The 12,944-nt window shown below is 72.4% G+C and carries 13 protein-coding genes; 6 read left to right on the forward strand and 7 right to left on the reverse strand.

The genetic code is table 11. The annotated features are described in order from the left end of the window. Positions 1-224: 224 nt before the first annotated feature. The gene (locus OG446_RS05505) at positions 225-959 is read left to right on the forward strand and encodes an esterase/lipase family protein (RefSeq protein WP_328892962.1); all 735 of its coding nucleotides are present in this window, start codon (positions 225-227) and stop codon (positions 957-959) included. A 96-nt stretch (positions 960-1,055) separates the two neighbouring features. On the opposite strand, the gene rox is transcribed toward OG446_RS05505, so the two are convergent. From rox to OG446_RS05520, 3 genes are all read right to left on the reverse strand, one after another. Next, positions 1,056-2,498 (reverse strand): rifampin monooxygenase, encoded by a 1,443-nt coding sequence (rox, locus tag OG446_RS05510; protein WP_328892963.1) that lies wholly within the window; start codon positions 2,496-2,498, stop codon positions 1,056-1,058. A gap of 142 nt (positions 2,499-2,640) precedes the next feature. After that, the gene (locus OG446_RS05515) at positions 2,641-4,287 is read right to left on the reverse strand and encodes a TlrC/CarA/OleB/SrmB family ABC-F type ribosomal protection protein (protein WP_328892964.1); all 1,647 of its coding nucleotides are present in this window, start codon (positions 4,285-4,287) and stop codon (positions 2,641-2,643) included. A gap of 264 nt (positions 4,288-4,551) precedes the next feature. Further along, a complete protein-coding gene (locus OG446_RS05520; protein ID WP_219567702.1) occupies positions 4,552-4,941 on the reverse strand; it encodes a DUF5997 family protein in 390 nt (129 codons plus the stop codon). A 58-nt stretch (positions 4,942-4,999) separates the two neighbouring features. Here OG446_RS05520 and OG446_RS05525 point away from each other — a divergent pair, with 58 nt between their 5' ends. The 4 genes from OG446_RS05525 (at position 5,000) to OG446_RS05540 (ending at position 7,929) form a co-directional block, all read left to right on the forward strand. Further along, entirely contained in the window at positions 5,000-5,806 is an 807-nt protein-coding gene (locus tag OG446_RS05525) for a LysR family substrate-binding domain-containing protein (RefSeq protein WP_328892965.1), read from the forward strand. A 63-nt stretch (positions 5,807-5,869) separates the two neighbouring features. Beyond that, positions 5,870-6,382: a DinB family protein gene (locus OG446_RS05530; protein ID WP_328892966.1), complete on the forward strand. Its 513-nt coding sequence runs from the start codon at positions 5,870-5,872 to the stop codon at positions 6,380-6,382. Positions 6,383-6,513: 131 nt separating this feature from the next. Further along, positions 6,514-7,011, forward strand: coding sequence for a peptidylprolyl isomerase (locus OG446_RS05535; protein WP_148016202.1), 498 nt, complete (start codon positions 6,514-6,516; stop codon positions 7,009-7,011). A 174-nt stretch (positions 7,012-7,185) separates the two neighbouring features. After that, positions 7,186-7,929 (forward strand): Clp protease N-terminal domain-containing protein, encoded by a 744-nt coding sequence (locus OG446_RS05540; RefSeq protein WP_328892967.1) that lies wholly within the window; start codon positions 7,186-7,188, stop codon positions 7,927-7,929. 236 nt (positions 7,930-8,165) lie between these two features. On the opposite strand, the gene OG446_RS05545 is transcribed toward OG446_RS05540, so the two are convergent. The 4 genes from OG446_RS05545 to OG446_RS05560 all read right to left on the reverse strand — a co-directional run bounded on the left by OG446_RS05545 (position 8,166) and on the right by OG446_RS05560 (position 11,969). Continuing rightward, complete coding sequence (locus tag OG446_RS05545) at positions 8,166-9,341, reverse strand: serine hydrolase domain-containing protein (RefSeq protein WP_328892968.1); 1,176 nt, start codon at positions 9,339-9,341, stop codon at positions 8,166-8,168. Between the two features lie 93 nt (positions 9,342-9,434). Then, a complete protein-coding gene (locus OG446_RS05550; protein WP_328892969.1) occupies positions 9,435-10,010 on the reverse strand; it encodes a histidine phosphatase family protein in 576 nt (191 codons plus the stop codon). Positions 10,011-10,071: 61 nt separating this feature from the next. Next, the gene (locus OG446_RS05555) at positions 10,072-10,503 is read right to left on the reverse strand and encodes a GNAT family N-acetyltransferase (RefSeq protein ID WP_328892970.1); all 432 of its coding nucleotides are present in this window, start codon (positions 10,501-10,503) and stop codon (positions 10,072-10,074) included. Further along, positions 10,500-11,969: an aminotransferase-like domain-containing protein gene (locus OG446_RS05560; protein ID WP_328892971.1), complete on the reverse strand. Its 1,470-nt coding sequence runs from the start codon at positions 11,967-11,969 to the stop codon at positions 10,500-10,502. Before OG446_RS05560 ends, OG446_RS05555 begins: the two co-directional genes overlap by 4 nt. Between OG446_RS05560 and OG446_RS05565 the strand changes: the two genes are divergently transcribed. Beyond that, the gene (locus tag OG446_RS05565; RefSeq protein ID WP_328892972.1) at positions 11,968-12,939 is read left to right on the forward strand and encodes a DMT family transporter; all 972 of its coding nucleotides are present in this window, start codon (positions 11,968-11,970) and stop codon (positions 12,937-12,939) included. The genes OG446_RS05560 and OG446_RS05565 overlap by 2 nt on opposite strands. Positions 12,940-12,944 lie beyond the last annotated feature (5 nt).

Genomic DNA, 12,944 nt, shown 5'->3' on the forward strand with positions numbered 1-12,944 from the left:
AGCCTGCACTTTTATGCAAAGACTTGCGATCATCCGGCGCCATACGGGCCGGGCGCGGCCGGGCCCACCGGCACGTCGTGGCAGTGGCCCCGCCCCGGTGTGCGGCCCCGGTCGCTCGCGAACACCGGTGAAATCACCGATGCCGCCCGTGACCCGCGCCCCGACCCTGATCCATGCAGGCATCCGCATCCCCGCCTCCCCACACCCCTGTCAGGAGTGCTCCCATGCGTCGTCGTTCACCCCGCCGGCTTCTCGGCGTCCTCGCGGCCGTCACGGTCGCGTTCACCCTGTTCGGTTCGACGTCGGCGGCCGGCGCGGCCGACCGTGCGCCCGCCGCGACGACCGCAGCGGCGGCCGTGACGCCCCTGTCGACCAGCACCCCGGTCGTCTTCGTCCACGGGTACACCGGCAACGCCTCCAACTGGGTGACCGCCAAGAGCGTCTTCCAGCTGAACGGCTGGTCCAGTTCCAAGCTCTTCGCCTACGAGTACAACTCGTACGGCAACAACATCACCAACGCCCAGGGCCTGGCCGCCTTCGTCAACAACGTCAAGTCCCAGACCGGCGCGAGCAAGGTCGCCATCGTCAACCACTCGATGGGCGGCCTCGTCAGCCAGTACTACCTGAAGGTCCTGGGCGGCCACAGCAGCGTCAGCCACCTGGCCTCCATCGCGGGCGCGAACCACGGAACGACCTTCGCCAGTGCCTGCCTGATCTACACGACCTGTCAGCAGATGTACCCGGGCTCGTCGTTCATCTCCCAGATCTCCTCCGGTGACGAGACCCCGGGCGACACCAGGTACGCCACCTGGTACTCCGCGTGCGACGGCATCATCCTCCCGTACACCAGCACCCGGCTGAGCGGCGCGACGAACAACAACGTGCTCTGCCAGACCCACATCGGGTACCTGGCGGACACGATCGTGCTGGGCCAGATCGCGCGCTTCGTCGCCTCCTGACTCGCCGCACGAGCCTGAACGGGCCGGGCATACCCCGCCCCCGCCCCCGCCGGGCGCCGGGGGCGGGGCACCGGCCGTCCGCGGCCCGACAGCCTCTCAGCCGACCGGGGCGCCGAACCACCGGGGCAGCCGGTCGAGCAGTTCCTGCTGGTCCTCACCGGCCCACACCACGTGGCCGTCCGGACGCAGCAGGACCGCGGGCACGTCCAGGTCCTCGCTGCCGTCCACCACGTGGTCGACCCGGTCCGCCCAGCCCGCCACCGAGAGCCGGCCCGTCCGGTCGACGAGCAGCCCGCGCCCTCGGTGCATCAGGGAGTAGAGGCGCCGCCCGTCCTTCAGCTCCACGTCCGGCATCCGGCGGCCGAGCAGCGCGTGGCCCTCGCCTACGTCGTAACGGATGTCGAGCGCGGTGATCATCCCGGTCATGTAGCGGTTCACCTCCTCGAAACCCATCAGCTTCGTGTACAGCGCCCGCAACGCGGTCGCGCCCGGGTCGGTCCCCAGGAGCGTGATCTGCGCACGGGTGTTGTCCAGCACGGCGGCGCCCACCGGGTGCCGTTCGGAGTGATAGCTGTCCAGCAGGCCCTCCGGCGCCCAGCCGTGGATCTCCGCGGCCAGCTTCCAGCCGAGGTTGAAGGCGTCCTGGACGCCGAGGTTGAGCCCCTGCCCGCCGGTCGGCGGATGGATGTGCGCCGCGTCTCCGGCCAGCAGCACCCGGCCGGCGCGGTAGTGCTCGGCCTGCCGGGTGGCGTCGCCGAACCGGGACATCCAGCGCGGCGAGTGCACGCCGAAGTCGGTGCCCGCGACCGCCCGGAGCCGCTCCTTGAAGTCCTCCAGCGTCGGCGGGGACGTACGGTCCTCGCGGACGCCGTCCGCGGGTACGACGACGCGGCACACCCCGTCCTTCCCGGGACTGACCCCGAACCGCAACTGGGTCCTGCGGACGTCCGCGACGACGGCGGCGATCTTCTCGGGGTCCTCGGTCACCTCCATCTCCCCCAGCAGCGTCTCGACCGTGGCCGCCTCGCCGGGGAAACCGATCCCGGCCAGCTTGCGCACCGCGCTGCGGCCGCCGTCGCAGCCGACGAGGTAGCGCGAGCGCAGCCGTGTGCCGTCCGCCAGTCCGACGGTCACACCGGCTTCGTCCCCCTCTGCGGACCGGCTGAGCGCGACCACTTCGCACCCGCGCCGGATCTCCGTACCGAGTTCGACCGCCCGCTCCTCGAGAAGCCGCTCGGTGACCGGCTGCGGGGTGGCGAGGCCGTACGGATGGGCCGTGTCCAGCCCGTCCGGCCATGCCGTGGCGATTCCGCCGAAGAGGCCGCCGACCTGGAACCTCTCGCTCACCGCCGTGAACCGCTCCAGCAGGCCGCGCTGGTCCATCACCTCGACGCTGCGCGCGTGCAGACCCTGCCCGCGGGACTCCCCCGTCGGTCCGGTCAGCTTCTCCAGCACGACGACACGCACGTCGTGCAGCCGCAGCTCGGCGGCCAGCATCAATCCGGTCGGTCCGCCGCCGACCACGATCACATCAATCATCGAAACACCCGTTCAAGAGATCAGCGGACTTCGGCCGTGGCCGGTCATTCTGCGGCGCACCGGGGGCCTTGCCGCAAGGCCCCCGGTGCGCTATATCTTGAAACCGGCAGGGAGGCGTTGCACTCCTTGCCATTTGTCTTTCTCAGGCGGCGCCGGTGACGGCGCCCTCCCTCAGCTCCAGCCGGGTGCCGCTGAACCGCGCCCGCATCCGGCGGTCGTGAGTGACCAGCACCAGCGCCCCCGCGTAACCGGTCAGTGCCGTCTCCAGTTCCTCGACGAGCGCGGGCGAGAGGTGGTTGGTCGGCTCGTCCAGCAGGAGCAGGTCCACCGGTTCGCTGACCAGCCGGGCCAGTTCGATGCGGCGCCGCTGGCCGTACGAGAGGTCCCCGACGCGCAGCCGCAGGGCGTCCGGCTCGAACAGGCCCAGCGACAGCAGCCGGTCGGCGTGCTCGTCCCGGCCGCCGGGACGGCCGTGGGCGAAGGCCGCCAGCACGCTCAGGCCCGGCGGCCACGGCGTCTCCTCCTGCCGCAGGTGCCCCACCCGCCCGGTGACGCCCACCGCGCCCGCGTCGGGCCTGAGTTCCCCGGCCATGACCCGCAGCAGGGTGCTCTTGCCGGCGCCGTTGGGGCCGGTCACCAGCACGCGTTCGGCCGGACCGACGCGCAGTTCCGGCACCGTCAGCCGGCCCTCGACGACCACGTTCTCCAGGGCCGCGGCGGGTGCCTCGCCGGGGCCGGCCGCGGTGGCGATGCGGGCCGTGAAGGACAGCGGGTCGGGCGGCGGTGTCACCGGGTTCGCGGTGAGCCGCTCGACGCGCTCCTTCGCGTTGCGGATGCGGCTCATCGCACCGTGGGCGCGCCCGCGCGCACGGAACGCCCCGGCCCCGGAGCCGGGCTTGGACAGCTTGCGCGGGATGGCGTCCAGTCGGAGGGCGTTGGTCTCCGTCAGCCGGCGCCCGCGGTCGAGTTCGGCCCGCCATGCGTCGTACCGCTCCTGCCTGCGGCGCCGTTCCGTGGCCTTGGCCGTGAGGTACCCGGCGTAGCCGTTGCCGTGACGGGAGACCCGGCCGCCCTCGACCTCCAGGACCGTGCTGGTGATCCGCTCCAGGAAGACGCGGTCGTGGGTGACCGCGACGACCGTTCCGCGGTGGGTCCGCAGATGGTCCTCCAGCCAGCCGACCGCCCGGTCGTCTAGATCGTTGGTCGGCTCGTCCAGCAGCAGCAGTTCCGGGCGGGACGCGAGCGTCGCGGCCAGGGCCAGCCGTGAACGCTCGCCGCCGGAGAGCGTCCCCAGCGGCCGGTCCCTGGACAGCCGGGGCAGGCCGAGCCCGTACATGGCGGTGTCCACCCGGGTGTCGGCACCGTAACCGTCGCGTGCTTCGTACTGCTCGGTCAGGCGTGCGTACGTGGTGAGGGCCGCGTCGAGTTCCGGTCCGGCCGATGCTCCGGCCAGCGCGGACTCGGCCCGGCGCAGCTCTGCTTCGAGCGTGCGCAGTTCACCCAGTGCCACGTCCACGGCGTCCTGGACGGTGGCGTGCGGGGTCAGCCCGATGGCCTGGGCGAGATACCCCGTACCGCCGGGTGAGACGACGGACACCTCGCCCTCGTCGGGCGTCTCCTCACCGGCGAGGAGACGGAGCAGGGTGGACTTGCCGGCCCCGTTGTCGCCGATGACGCCGGCCTTCTCACCGGGGGCGAGGCCGAGCGAGATCCGGTGCAGCACGGTGCGCCCACCGTAACGCTTGGTGACGCCGTGCAGAGAGAGTTGTGCGGAGTGTGATGGGTGCATGAATGAGCCCCTGTTCCCGGCCATGCCGACAGAACGGATTCGTGGACGAATCGGCACCACGACGGCGGAGCGGAGCTCTACGCGGTCGTGGGCGGGGCGATCACAGCGTTCCCATACGGACCAGGCTACGCGGGGCCCGATGGGCCGTCATCCGGTTTTCCGGGCCGCCGGCACCTTCGCGGGAACGACACGTGGGCGGCCCCCGTCCCGGACTGCGAGGGGACGGAGACCGCCCACGGCGGGCTTCGGGGTGGGAAGCGAACGCTAGGACGCGTCCTTGCGCTCCGCGTTCCGCTCCTTGATGCGTACGGTTTCCTTGCGGACCTCCGCCTGCGTGGCGCGCTCCTTCTGCAGCCACTCGGGGTTGTCCTGCTTCAGTGCGTCGATCTGCTCCGTGGTGAGGGCGTCCGTGACTCCCCCGCGGGCGAGGCCGGAGATGGAGACGCCCAGCTTGGACGCGACCACCGGCCGCGGGTGCGGGCCGTTGCGCCGCAGTTCCTGCAGCCACTCGGGCGGATCGGCCTGGAGGGCCGCCAGCTCGGCGCGCGAGACGACACCCTCCTGGAACTCGGTGGGGGTGGCCTCGAGGTACACACCCAGTTTCTTCGCCGCGGTTGCGGGCTTCATGGTCTGGGTGGTCTGGTGCGACGTCATGAGGTCAAGAGTATCGAGCGTGTGCGCCACCTCTGACCACGACCGGTAACCTGGCGGGGTGACAGGCTCGGAAGCATCCCCTTCATTCCGGCTCGCGTACGTCCCCGGGGTGACACCCACCAAGTGGGTGCGGATCTGGAACGAGCGCCTGCCGGACATCCCCCTGACGCTCGTCGCGGTGCCCGCCGCCGATGCGTCGGCCCTGCTGCGCGCCGGCGGGGCCGACGCGGGCTTCGTACGGCTGCCGGTCGACGGGGCGGACCTCAGCGCGATCCCGCTCTACACCGAGCAGACCGTCGTCGTGATCCCCAAGGACCACGTGGCGGCGGCGGTCGAGGAGGTCTCGCTCGCGGAGCTGGCCGACGACATCGTGCTGCATCCGCTCGACGACACCCTGGGCTGGGACGAGCTCCCCGGAAAGCCCGCGATCGCGCGCCCGGCCACGACGGCCGATGCCGTGGAGCTGGTGGCCGCCGGGGTGGGAGTCCTCGCCGTCCCGCAGTCGCTCGCCCGCCTGCACCACCGCAAGGACCTCACCTACCGTCCGCTGTCGGACGCCCCGGAATCACGGATCGCCCTGTCCTGGCCCGAGGACAGGACCACCGACCTGGTGGAGGACTTCATCGGGATCGTCCGCGGACGGACCGTGAACAGCTCCCGGGGCCGCGGTACGGCGCCCGCGGAACAGCCGAAGGCGAAGGCGAAGCGCACCGATGGGCGCGGCGCCGGGCGCAAGGCTGCGGCCGGTTCGCCGGCGGGCAAGAACTCCCGTGGCGGTTCGGGCGGAGCCAAGGGGGCGAAGGGCGCCCGCGGTGCCAAGGGGGCCGCCGGCGCGAAGCGCGGCAAGCCCCGACGGCGGCCGTAGGGCGGGGCGCGGCGACGGGTCTCGAGGGCTCGGTGTCAGACCCTCCTGGCAACATCGGTGATCATGACGCTCACCGAACGCCCGATGCCACCCCTGAACACCGACGAACGCACCAACCTGGCCTCCTGGCTCGACTTCTACCGGGCCACCGTGGCGGTGAAGTGCGAAGGTCTCGCCGACGAGCAGGTGCGTGAGACCTCCGTGGCACCTTCGGCGCTGACCTTGATGGGACTCGTCCAGCACCTCACGGAGGTCGAGCGGAACTGGTTCCGCCGGGTGCTGACCGGCGAGGACGTCCCGCCCTCACCCGGGGGACCGGCCAAAACCGAGGGCCACGACGGAGGGTTCGAGCTCTCCGGGGACGAGACCTTCGCGGAAGCCTGCGCGCGCTGGCAGGAGGAGATCGCCGTGTCCCGGGCCAACTGCGCCGCACGGTCGCTGGAGGACACCGCCCCGTTCCTGGGCGCCGAGGTGAATCTGCGGTGGATCTACACCCACATGATCGGCGAGTACGCCCGCCACAGCGGCCACGCCGACCTGCTGCGGGAGCGGATCGACGGCGCCACCGGGGTGTGACGGTGCCCGGCGCGGCAGGGCGGGCGGCTCCGGCAGGGCATCGACCACATGCCCCGGCCCCCTCACCCGTGAGCAGTGTTTGGACGCGCCCGCCCGTCGGCGCCGGGCGGGCGGATGTCAGGATGGTTCCCATGACGAGCAAGGTTTACTTCGACATCACCATCAACGACGAGCCCGCCGGGCGGATCGTCTTCAACCTGTACGACGACGTGGTCCCCAAGACCGCGGAGAACTTCCGCCAGCTGGCCACCGGCGAGCACGGCTACGGCTACAAGGGTTCCTCCTTCCACCGCGTCATCCCCGAGTTCATGCTGCAGGGCGGCGACTTCACCCGCGGTGACGGCACCGGCGGCAAGAGCATCTACGGCGCGAAGTTCGACGACGAGAACTTCAAGCTGGCGCACACCAAGCCCGGCCTCCTCTCGATGGCGAACAGCGGCCCGAACTCCAACGGCTCGCAGTTCTTCATCACGACCATCGTGACCTCCTGGCTGGACGGCAAGCACGTGGTCTTCGGCGAGGTCGCCGACCAGCAGAGCATGGACCTGGTCACGAAGATCGAGGGTCTCGGTTCGCAGAGCGGCCGCACCAAGGCGAAGGTCACCATCGCCGACTCCGGGACGCTCTGACCCGGTCCGCTCGCAGAACAGCTCACCGCGACGCGCCGTCCGACGAACTTCGTCGGACGGCGCGTCGCGTCGTTACGGGGCCGCTCCGGGGCGCCGTCGCACGCGCGTCCATGTACCGCGCACGAGTGTCAACCGAAGGTTGACAGTCCTGCACTGTCAACCTACCGTTGACACATGACGAATCCCGTAGGCATGACGCAGCCCGTCCGTCTGGACGACCTCATCGCAGCCATCAAGAAGGTCCACCCCGACGCCCTCGACCAGCTCCAGGACGCCGTCATCGCGGCGGACCACCTCGGTGACGTCGCCGACCACCTGATCGGCCACTTCGTGGACCAGGCCCGGCGATCCGGTGCCTCCTGGTCGGAGATCGGCAAGAGCATGGGCGTGACCCGGCAGGCCGCCCAGAAGCGGTTCGTGGCCAAGGACCCCGGGGAGCTCTCCGAGCTCGACCCCAGCCAGGGGTTCAGCCGCTTCACGGTGCGCGCGAAGAACGTGGTGATGGCCGCGCAGAACGAGGCGCGCGCCGCGGGCAACGCCGAGATCGGCACCGAGCACATCGTGCTGGGGCTGCTCAGCGAGCCCGAGGCGCTCGCGGGGGCGTTCATCAAGGCACAGGGCATCGCCCTGGACACCGTGCGCCAGGCCGCCGAGCAGGCGCTCCCGGCGGCCGCGGAGGGCGAGGCGCCCGAGCTCATCCCGTACAACGCCGATGCGCGCAAGGCCCTGGAGCTCACCTTCCGGGAGGCTTTGCGCATGGGGCACAACTACATCGGCACGGAGCACATCCTGCTGGCCCTGCTGGAGCACGAGGACGGCGCGGGCCTGCTGACCGGCCTCGGCATCGACAAGGCGGCCGCGGAGACGGCCATCATCGAGGCGCTCACCCTCGTCGTCGACGCGCAGAAGCAGGGCTGACCGGCCTGGGGGGCCGTTCGCGGCGGGGCGGTTCGCGACGGGCTGCGAACCGCCCCCTGCGGCGGCTACCGGCCGCGCGGCGGAACGGACACGCCGTGGGACGTGTCGAGGGCCGAGGGCGTCCGCACGGGCCACCGCGTCACTGACGTGGACCCGGGTGCTCCCCCGCATCGACACCCAGCGCGAGCCGGTCCCGCCGCCGGCCCCGTGCCACGGCCCGTCGCGATGCGGGCCGGTCACAGCGACGCGTACACCGCCTCGACCAACGCCGTCTTGCGCGGGTCGTTCGCGATGTGGGGGCCCATCCGGTTCATCACGTAGCCGAGGGCCACCCCGTTCTCCGGGTCGGCGAGGCCGCAGGAGCCGCCCGCGCCGTCGTGGCCGAAGGCCCGCGGGTTGGGCCCGTAACTGGCGTCGGGTCCACTCAGCCACAGGCCGAGCGCGATCTCCGTCTCGTGGGCGAACCCGGCGCCCAGCACCAGGTCGCGACAGCTGCCCTGGCCCTCGCGGACGCGTTCGGCCGCCTCTTCGGACAGGATCCGCAGCCCGCCGGAGCTGCCGCGCCCCGCGAGGATGCCGTACAGCGACGCGACCGCGCGGGCCGTGCCGTGGCCGTTGGCGGCGGGGATCTCCGCCTCCCGCCACTGGGGGGTGTTGGCGGCGGCCGCTCCCGTGGGCGGGTTCAGGAGCGAGGCGACGGCGACCGGCTCCATCTGCGCGAAGAGCGCTGCCTGCTGGGCCCGGTCCGCCTTGGGGACGACGAGTTCGGCGACGCGCGCCGCCTCCTTCTCCGGCAGTCCGACGGTGAAGTCGATGCCGAGGGGGCCGGTCACCTCCTGCCGGAGGAACTCCCCCGGCAGCAGCCCGCTGACCCGTCGGATGACCTCGCCGACCAGGAAGCCGTACGTCAGGGCGTGGTAGCCGGACCGGGTGCCGGGCTCCCACCACGGCTCGGTCGCGGCGAGCCGGGCGGTCGTCAGCTCCCAGTCGTAGAGCTCCGCCAGGGTGTGCGGTGCGCGCAGGCCCGCGAGGCCGGCGCGGTGGGAGAGCAGATGCCGTACGCGTACGTCCGCCTTGCCCGCTGCGGCGAATTCCGGCCAGTACGCGGCGACCGGGGCGTCGAGGTCGAGGAGGCCGCGGTCCACGAGGATGTGCGCGCAGAGCGCGACCGGCCCCTTGCTGGTGGACCAGACGTTGACCAGCGTGTCCTGTTCCCAGGGGCGGGTGCGGGCGCCGTCCGCCCAGCCTCCCCAGAGGTCGGCGACGGGCTGCCCGTCGACCAGGACGGTGACCGCCGCACCCAGTTCGTCACGCTCGCGGAAATTCGCCTCGAACGCGCTGCGCACCGCGGCGAAACGTTCGTCGCAGTGGCCGTGGATCTGCGGCACGATGGCCTCCCTCGCCTGGGACATGCCTGGTCGGACTCGGACCCAGGTCAACATACCGACTGGTCGGACCGGCGGGAAGACGTGGCACGCCCCGACCGTTCTTCCGGGACGGCCCGGTCAGCGGATCCCGGTCTCCGGACGGAAACTCCAGCGGCGCGGCAGACCGGTGAGGGTGACGGTGGAGAGCGGGCGGACGTCGACGTTCCAGTACGTCGACGGCGGGGCCTTCAGCGCGTAGACGAGGGCGGCCCGGACGACGGCGGGCTCGGCGACGGCGACGATGGAGCCGTCGCAGGCGGGGCGGGTGTCCAGCCAGTTGCCGATCCGGGAGATGAACGCGAGCAGGGGTTCGCCCCCGTGCGGCGCCGAGCGCGGGTCCGCCAGCCAGACGTCCACGGCGGCCGGTTCGCGCGCCGTGACGTCGGAGAGGGTGCAGCCCCGCCAGCGCCCCATGTCGCAGTCGCGCAGGGCGGGCTGGACCAGCGGCGCGAAGCCGAGCGCCTCCCCCGTGGCACGGCTGCGGGCGGTCGGCGAGCAGTAGCGCAGTTCGGCCGCGCCCAGGGGCACCAGGGCAGGAGCGGCGAACCGTACCTCGTGCCAGCCGGCCTCGTCGAGCGGCCGGTCGTCGTCGAAACGCTCGCCGAGCAGGGAGGAACTGCGTGCCGCGGCGACGAGCGAGACTCGAACACTCATGGCCGCGATCGTGGAGCCGATTGCCGCGCAGGTCAAGAGCGCCGCCGCGGGCGGTTCCGGTTCAGTGGAACCGCAGGCCCATCCACCACTCCGGGTTGTCGAGCGGCTGGAAACCGGCCTTCTCGTACACACCGTGCGCATCGGCCGTGGCGAGCAGGAACCTGCGCACACCGGTCGGGGCGAGGTGGTCGCGCGCCGCCGCGACGAGCCGACCGCCCAGGCCGTGCCCGCGGGCCGCGGGGTCGACGTACACGTCGCAGAGCCAGGCGAAGGTAGCCAGATCGGTCACCACGCGGGCGTACCCGGCCTGTTCGCCGGAGGCGAGGTCGTAGGCGCCGAAGTTGAGCGACCCGGCGATGGCCCGGTCCTGGTGCTCCCGGGTGCGCCCCTTGGCCCAGTAGGCGTCATTGGAGAGCCAGTCGTGGATCCGGGCGGCGTCCAGACGGGCGGGGTCGGACGAGATCTCGTAACGTTCCTGAGGCGTTTCGGTCATGGGCGGAGACTAACCGGCGAGGCGTCGAGCAGGCCTTCCCAGGCAGTGCACAGACGTCGCACCCCTTCGGTGATCTCGGCGAGGCCCGCGACCGCGACGAAGCTCAACCGGACCTGGGGCGAGGGGGATTCGGCGCAGAAGTAGGGCCGGCCCGGCGCGATGGCGACGCCGGCCCGCAGCGCCGCCGCGACCATGGCGGCCTCGTCCGCACCGGCACCCGCATCGGGCAGCCGCACCCAGAGGTATCCGCCGCCGGCGGGAATGCGGGGCAGCGCGAGGCCGGGCAGCTCGCGGCGCAGCTCGGCGACCATGGCGGTGCGGCGGATACGCAACTCCGCCGAGACAGAACGCAGATGGCGGCCCCAGGCGGGAGAGCCGACGAGTTCCAGCGCGGCCTCCTGGAGCGGCCTGGGAACGAAGAGGCTGTCCACGACCTGGATGGCCCGCAGCCTTTCCAGGACCGGCCCCCTGGCGGCGAGGGCACCCACCCGGAAGCTGGGCGAGGTGGCCTTGGTCAGTGAGCAGACGTGGACGACGACCCCATCGGGATCGTCGGCCGCGAGGGCCGCGGGGAGCGGTCCCGCGTCGTCGTGGACGAGATGGCGGGCGAAGTCGTCCTCGACGACGAACGCCCCCGCCTCCCGGGCGATCCGGACGACCTCACCGCGCCGGGCCTCGGCGAGGACCGTGCCCGTCGGGTTGTGGAAGAGGGGCTGGCACACCAGGACGCGGGCTCCGGTGGCCGCGAAGGCCGCGGCCAGCAGGTCGGGCCGCACACCGTCGGCGTCCATGGGTACGGGTACGGGCCGCAGGCCGGCAGCCCGTGCGGCCGCCAGCATGCCGGGGTAGGTGGGCGATTCGACGAGCACGGGCGCGCCGGGCTGGGCGAGCGCCCGCAGCGCGGTGGCCAGGGCGCTCTGGCCGCCCGCGGTGATGAGCACATCGGCCGCGGTGAACGTGGGCCCGATCTCCCGGGCGAACCAGGCCCGCAGTTCGGTGAGCCCGTCGGTGGGCGGACGGCTCCACGCTCCGGGGCGGCGGCCCGCCCGGGCGAGGGCCGCCGCCATGGCCCGCTCGGGCTGGAGCGAGCTGTGCAGATAGCCGCCGTTGAACTCGACGACGCCCGTGGGCGGAGGCGTCAGGGTGACCAGCAGCCCGGAGGCGTCGACCGTGCGGGGCACCACTTCGGGGCCGCCGTCGCCGTTGAGCGAGACCTCCTGCCAGGAGGTGTCGGCGGGCGGCCGGGCCCCGGTGCGGGGATGCGCCCGGAACGCGCCGGATCCGGGGCGGGTGACGACGAGCCCTTCGGCGGCGAGCTGGGCGACGGCCCGCGAGACGGTCACGGGGCTGGCCCTGAACCGTTCGACGAGAGCGCGACTCGACGGCAGCTTCTCACCCGATGAGTAGCGGTTGAGTTCACTCCGGAGTACTTCGGCCAACTCGGCGACACTGCTACGCTCTTGCATGACAGCACAGGATAGCGCTACTACCGGGCCCACGATAGCGGTCGGCTCGACGGCGAACGGGCCCGCGCCCTCCACGTCCCCCGGTTCCCCCGCCTCAGTCCCGGCAGGCCGGAACGGCACGCTGCTCGCCCTGCTCGGAGTCGTCTCCTTCTCGCTGACCTTCCCCTCCACCGCCTGGGGCCTGGAGGGCTTCGGCCCCTGGTCGCTGGTGGCCCTGCGCACCCTGCTGGCGGCCGCGATCGCGGGCGCCGTGCTGCTCGCGGCCCGGGTGCGGGTGCCCGAGCGGCAGCACTGGGCCGGGCTCGCGGTGGTGGCGGGCGGAGTGGTGGTGGGCTTCCCGCTGCTGACCACCCTGGCCCTGCGGACGTCGACGACCTCGCACGCGGCCGTGGTGGTCGGCCTCCTGCCGCTGACGACCGCGGTGTTCTCCTCGCTCCGCACCGGCTCGCGGCCGCCCCGCGCCTTCTGGGCCGCCGCCCTCGCCGGGGCCGCGGTGGTGATCGCCTTCACCGTGACGCAGAGCGGCGGCGGCCTGTCGGCCGGGGACGCCTATCTGTTCTGCGCACTGCTGGTCTGTGCGGCGGGGTACACCGAGGGCGGCAGGCTGGCGAAGGTGATGCCGGGCTGGCAGGTGACCGGCTGGGCCCTGCTCCTCACCGTGCCGCTCGCGGTGGCGGGCGCGGCCCTCGCGTTGCCGTTCGAACCGGTGCGGTGGACCGCGCACGGGGCGATCGGACTGGTCTGGGTGTCCGTGGTGTCGACCTTCTTCGGGCTGTACGTGTGGTACCGCGGCATGGCCGAGATCGGTGTCGCCCGGGCCAGTCAGCTTCAGCTCGCCCAGCCCCTGCTGACGCTCGTCTGGTCGTTCCTGCTGCTCGGCGAGGAGGTCGCTCCCGCGGCCCCGGTGGCGGCGGTCGCCGTCCTGCTCTGCATCGTCGTCACCCAGCGCGCCGAAGCCGGCCGGTCATAGACTTG

It is taken from the genome of Streptomyces sp. NBC_00236 (assembly GCF_036195045.1).
Classification (GTDB): domain Bacteria; phylum Actinomycetota; class Actinomycetes; order Streptomycetales; family Streptomycetaceae; genus Streptomyces.

What these genes read in the sequence shown, in the direction of transcription:
- OG446_RS05535 (WP_148016202.1), top strand. Translation starts at nt 6,514, where the DNA reads ATGACGAGCAAGGTTTACTTCGACATCACCATCAACGACGAGCCCGCC.
- OG446_RS05505 (WP_328892962.1), top strand. Translation starts at nt 225, where the DNA reads ATGCGTCGTCGTTCACCCCGCCGGCTTCTCGGCGTCCTCGCGGCCGTC.
- rox (WP_328892963.1), bottom strand. Translation starts at nt 2,498, where the DNA reads ATGATTGATGTGATCGTGGTCGGCGGCGGACCGACCGGATTGATGCTG.
- OG446_RS05520 (WP_219567702.1), bottom strand. Translation starts at nt 4,941, where the DNA reads ATGACGTCGCACCAGACCACCCAGACCATGAAGCCCGCAACCGCGGCG.
- OG446_RS05515 (WP_328892964.1), bottom strand. Translation starts at nt 4,287, where the DNA reads ATGCACCCATCACACTCCGCACAACTCTCTCTGCACGGCGTCACCAAG.
- OG446_RS05530 (WP_328892966.1), top strand. Translation starts at nt 5,870, where the DNA reads ATGACGCTCACCGAACGCCCGATGCCACCCCTGAACACCGACGAACGC.
- OG446_RS05540 (WP_328892967.1), top strand. Translation starts at nt 7,186, where the DNA reads ATGACGAATCCCGTAGGCATGACGCAGCCCGTCCGTCTGGACGACCTC.
- OG446_RS05565 (WP_328892972.1), top strand. Translation starts at nt 11,968, where the DNA reads ATGACAGCACAGGATAGCGCTACTACCGGGCCCACGATAGCGGTCGGC.
- OG446_RS05550 (WP_328892969.1), bottom strand. Translation starts at nt 10,010, where the DNA reads ATGAGTGTTCGAGTCTCGCTCGTCGCCGCGGCACGCAGTTCCTCCCTG.
- OG446_RS05545 (WP_328892968.1), bottom strand. Translation starts at nt 9,341, where the DNA reads ATGTCCCAGGCGAGGGAGGCCATCGTGCCGCAGATCCACGGCCACTGC.
- OG446_RS05555 (WP_328892970.1), bottom strand. Translation starts at nt 10,503, where the DNA reads ATGACCGAAACGCCTCAGGAACGTTACGAGATCTCGTCCGACCCCGCC.
- OG446_RS05560 (WP_328892971.1), bottom strand. Translation starts at nt 11,969, where the DNA reads ATGCAAGAGCGTAGCAGTGTCGCCGAGTTGGCCGAAGTACTCCGGAGT.